Below are 3,835 nucleotides of genomic sequence, written 5' to 3'. Positions count from 1 at the left end.
TCAACTTGCGAACTGCCCGCAATGGATGATCCTGAGGCACACGCTGCTCCAACGATATATAGCTGAACATACCGTCCTGATCCCGCTCGTCTCCACGCATGTCTGTTAGACGAATGGCTGCCAACCTGCGACGCAAACGGGTACCTATTTCAACAAGTTCCTAGGAGTGCAGGCGGTGTTGAATCACATTTCTGGGCAATCGTCGCTACTATCCAAGATGATTGCGCAGCATGATGTGATGTAGCTCACTCGGATGGCATTTTTTGAACCGAAAAGAATGTACTACTCGAAAGCGACCATGTGTTCCTTCATCGCGTACTGAATCAGCTCCGCATGGCTCTTGAGGTGAAGCATATGCATGACGCGGTATTTGTGAAAAGCCACGGTTCTCGGGGTCACTGTCAAATCCAATCCCACTTCTTTCATGGATTTTCCCTCCGCCAGGAGTTGCACCACTTGTTTTTGGCGGATCGTAAGCGGTCCAGGAAATCCCGTCGATCCTTCGAATTCCATTTGAAGATCAAAAGTGTCTCTAGCAATTAGCGGTGACACATAGCGCTCTCCCTTGATTACTATTCGGATCGCGATTTGCAACTCCGCCACTGTAGATGTCTTTGGCAAGACCCCAAATGCGCCACGCCGAAACGCATCGGCTGCAGTATCACGGTCTGCGTTCGTGGTAACAATAACAACTTTGACAGTCCGCTTGATACGCCTGATATGTTCGCACGCATCCAGACCGTTGAGCATTGGCAAATAGGCGTCAACCAGGGCAAGATCTGGATTCAATCGGCAGACGGTATCAATGAGTGCCTGGCCGTTGTTGACAACTGCGACAACGTCGAATTCCGTTTCCAGCACTCCCTTGAAGGCCTCGGCGATCAAAGTATGGTCGTCAGCGATGATGATTCTTGGGCGGTAGCGATTAATCATTGGCGCAATCCTTTGGTTTCGGCAGACTCAGAAGGCAGGTGGCGGCCTGATCCTTTTCCCCGGTTGAAACGAAGGGTGTCTTCATACCGATCTCCATCGATTTCCTTGATCTCCGGCGCGCAAATCCTTCTATTTAAGAAAACGGAAAATGCAGGCCAAAACTGTAACCCGGCAATGAAATAATCGGTGGAATCGAGATTCGCTACTCCAGGGGTGCGTCTGGCCGCATAGCTTCAGCCTGCGGAACATGAAATCTGCTGCTTCGAAAGGGGGTCAGAATGGCCGCGACTTCTCATGAGGTCACACAACTTCTCAAGGCGTGGACATCCGGAGACGACCAAGCTCTGGAAAAGCTCACCCCCCTGGTCTACGAACAATTGCGTCGAGTAGCGCGGCACTATATGGCGGGACAACAGCCGGGCCACATCCTGCAGACAACGGCATTGGTCAACGAAGTCTACTTGCAGCTTGTTGACTGCGGACAAGTGAATTGGCAAGATAGGGCGCATTTTTTTGCTGTGTCCGCTCAGCTCATGCGGCGCCTTCTGATCGATTTTGCCCGCGCCCGCGGCAGCCAGAAAAGAGGAGGCGGAGCACCTCACATTTCCTTGGATGAAGCGCCGTCTGTTTGCGCAGACTCCGATCCTGACCTGGTGGCGCTGGATGACGCATTGAAGGCGCTGAGTCTAGTGGACGAGCGGAAAAGCAAGGTTGTTGAACTCAGATTCTTTGGCGGGTTGAGCGTAGACGAAACAGCAGAAGTATTGAAAGTTTCGGTTGACACTGTAGCGCGGGACTGGAAATTGGCAAAGATCTGGCTACTGAGAGAATTGAGCGTGGATGGTGGCCGTGGAGCCTGAACGCTGGCGCCAAATCGAAGATCTGTGCTACCGCGCCCTTAACCTTGACGAAAGCCGCCGGGCTGAATTTCTTGAGCACTCATGTGAAGGCGACGAAACACTGCGACGTGAAGTGGAATCGCTGCTTGTCCACGAGAAAAGAGCGGAGCATTTCATTGATTCCCCGGCACTGGAAGTGATGGGAAAACTCGTTGCTCGGGAGACACTGGAAGCAGGGGGCGAATCGATACTGATTGGCGAGGATGTTTCCCATTTTCGCGTTCTTGAGAAACTTGGCAGTGGCGGGATGGGTGTAGTTTATAAAGCCGAAGATACTCGGTTGCATCGTCTCGTCGCTCTTAAATTCTTGCCTGGCGAAGTCGCTCGAGACCCAGACACCCTGGCCCGCTTTCAGCGCGAGGCTGAAACAGCTTCCGCCCTTAGCCATCCAAATATATGCACGATCTACGACATCAGCGAGCAACACGGTGTAGCGTTCATCGCCATGGAGTTTTTGGATGGTGTGACGCTGAAGCATCGTATCGGCGGGAAACACCTTGAGACTGACATCCTAATCGGTTTGGCGATTGAAATTGCCGACGCACTCGACGCCGCCCATTTCCAGGGAATTGTGCACCGCGACATAAAGCCTGCCAACATTTTTGTGACCAAACGCGGCCATGCCAAGATTTTGGATTTCGGACTCGCGAAGGTGCGAGCCGCGGCCCAAGCCTCCGAAGATGAACAGCAAGTGACTACGCCTGGCATGGTGCTTGGCACTATCGCCTACATGTCGCCGGAGCAGGTGCGAGGCAAAGCGCTCGACGGCCGAGCTGACTTGTTCTCCTTTGGTGCGGTGCTCTACGAGATGGCAACAGGGACGGTACCGTTCCAAGGAGAAACCTCGGGGGTGGTTTTCAGCGCGATTCTGAAAGACCCGCCGGTTGCTGCGGTCCGACTTAATCCTGATCTCCCGCCCGATCTGGGGCGGATTATCAACAAAGCCCTGGAGAAAGACCGCCACCTGCGTTATCAGAGCGCAGCGGAAATGCGAGCCGACCTGCAACGCTTGAAGCGGGATACGGAATCCCATGCGCGCACTGCGGTTTCGACGGAAATCGAAGAGCCCGATGCCGAGCCGTTTGCGGCGTTGTCGCCCACATTTGAGCGTCGGCTGCCTGGAAACAAGGCTCATATATCGGTTGCGGGAGCCCCGGCGCTCGAAAGGTCGCCGAGTCCCCGATGGATCAAGCTCACGGCTGGCGCGGCAGTTGTGATCGCCCTGGGAGTGGTGGGTGGTCTTTACTGGCGTGCACATCCCGCGGTGAAGCTCACCGACAAGGACTCGATAGTATTGGCTGACTTCACCAACACCACCGGGGACGCAGTTTTCGACGGGACTTTGCGACAGGGCCTAACATCTCAACTTGAGCAGTCGCCCTTTCTAAGTCTTGTTTCCGATGATCGCATTGCGAAGACACTTAGCCTGCTGGCCAGGCCCGAAGGTGCGCGCCTCACGCATCAGTTGGCCCGCGACATCTGTCAGCGCACGGGGAGCAAGGCGACCATCGAGGGTGCAATCTCTGGACACGGTAGCCCTTATGAGCTGTCGCTGAAGGCGTTGAACTGCGCAAGCGGTGACGTATTGACCGAAATGCACGAGACGATGGTCGGCAAAGAGCAGGTCCTCCCAGGGCTTGGCAAGATGGCAGCAAGGATGCGCGAAAAGCTGGGCGAATCGCTGGCCTCGATACAGAAATACGACGTTCCTGCGGAAGATGTGACTACCGGATCGCTGGAGGCTTTGCAAGCTTATGGCCAGGGCTCTCGGGCCATGGATATTGAAGCGGACTTTAAGGGAGCCATTCTGTTTTTCGAGCAAGCAACAAGCGTGGACCCTGATTTTGCAATGGCCTACGGTCGGCTGGCACACGCTTATGCCAACTTGGGCGATACCACCAATGCTGCCGACACCAGCCGAAAAGCTTACGAGCTGCGCCAGCGCGTGAGCGAGCGTGAGAGGTTTTACATTGAAGCTACTTATCAGTCCATTGCCCCGGAGA

The 3,835-nt window shown here is 54.6% G+C and carries 3 protein-coding genes; 2 read left to right on the top strand and 1 reads right to left on the bottom strand.

The features are described 5' to 3' along the window. Window positions 1-282 precede the first annotated feature (282 nt). On the bottom strand, window positions 283-933 hold the full coding sequence (locus tag WA354_RS22205; RefSeq protein WP_472815206.1) for a response regulator: 651 nt from the start codon (window positions 931-933) through the stop codon (window positions 283-285). Window positions 934-1,211: 278 nt separating this feature from the next. On the opposite strand from WA354_RS22205, the gene WA354_RS22200 reads away from it, so the two are divergent. Continuing rightward, window positions 1,212-1,793 (top strand): sigma-70 family RNA polymerase sigma factor, encoded by a 582-nt coding sequence (locus WA354_RS22200; protein WP_472815205.1) that lies wholly within the window; start codon window positions 1,212-1,214, stop codon window positions 1,791-1,793. Continuing rightward, the coding region (locus tag WA354_RS22195; protein ID WP_472815204.1) for a serine/threonine-protein kinase at window positions 1,783-3,835 on the top strand (2,053 nt) is incomplete at its 3' end. The genes WA354_RS22200 and WA354_RS22195, both read left to right, overlap by 11 nt.

It is taken from the genome of Occallatibacter sp. (genome assembly GCF_049802275.1).
In the GTDB taxonomy this organism is placed as follows: Bacteria; Acidobacteriota; Terriglobia; order Terriglobales; family Acidobacteriaceae; genus Telmatobacter.
Note: the sequence above shows the minus strand (reverse complement) of the source record. Positions and strands in the feature narration are given on the sequence as shown.

Coding starts and splice junctions, on each gene's coding strand:
- WA354_RS22205 (WP_472815206.1), bottom strand. CDS start 933: ATGATTAATCGCTACCGCCCAAGAATCATCATCGCTGACGACCATACT.
- WA354_RS22200 (WP_472815205.1), top strand. CDS start 1,212: ATGGCCGCGACTTCTCATGAGGTCACACAACTTCTCAAGGCGTGGACA.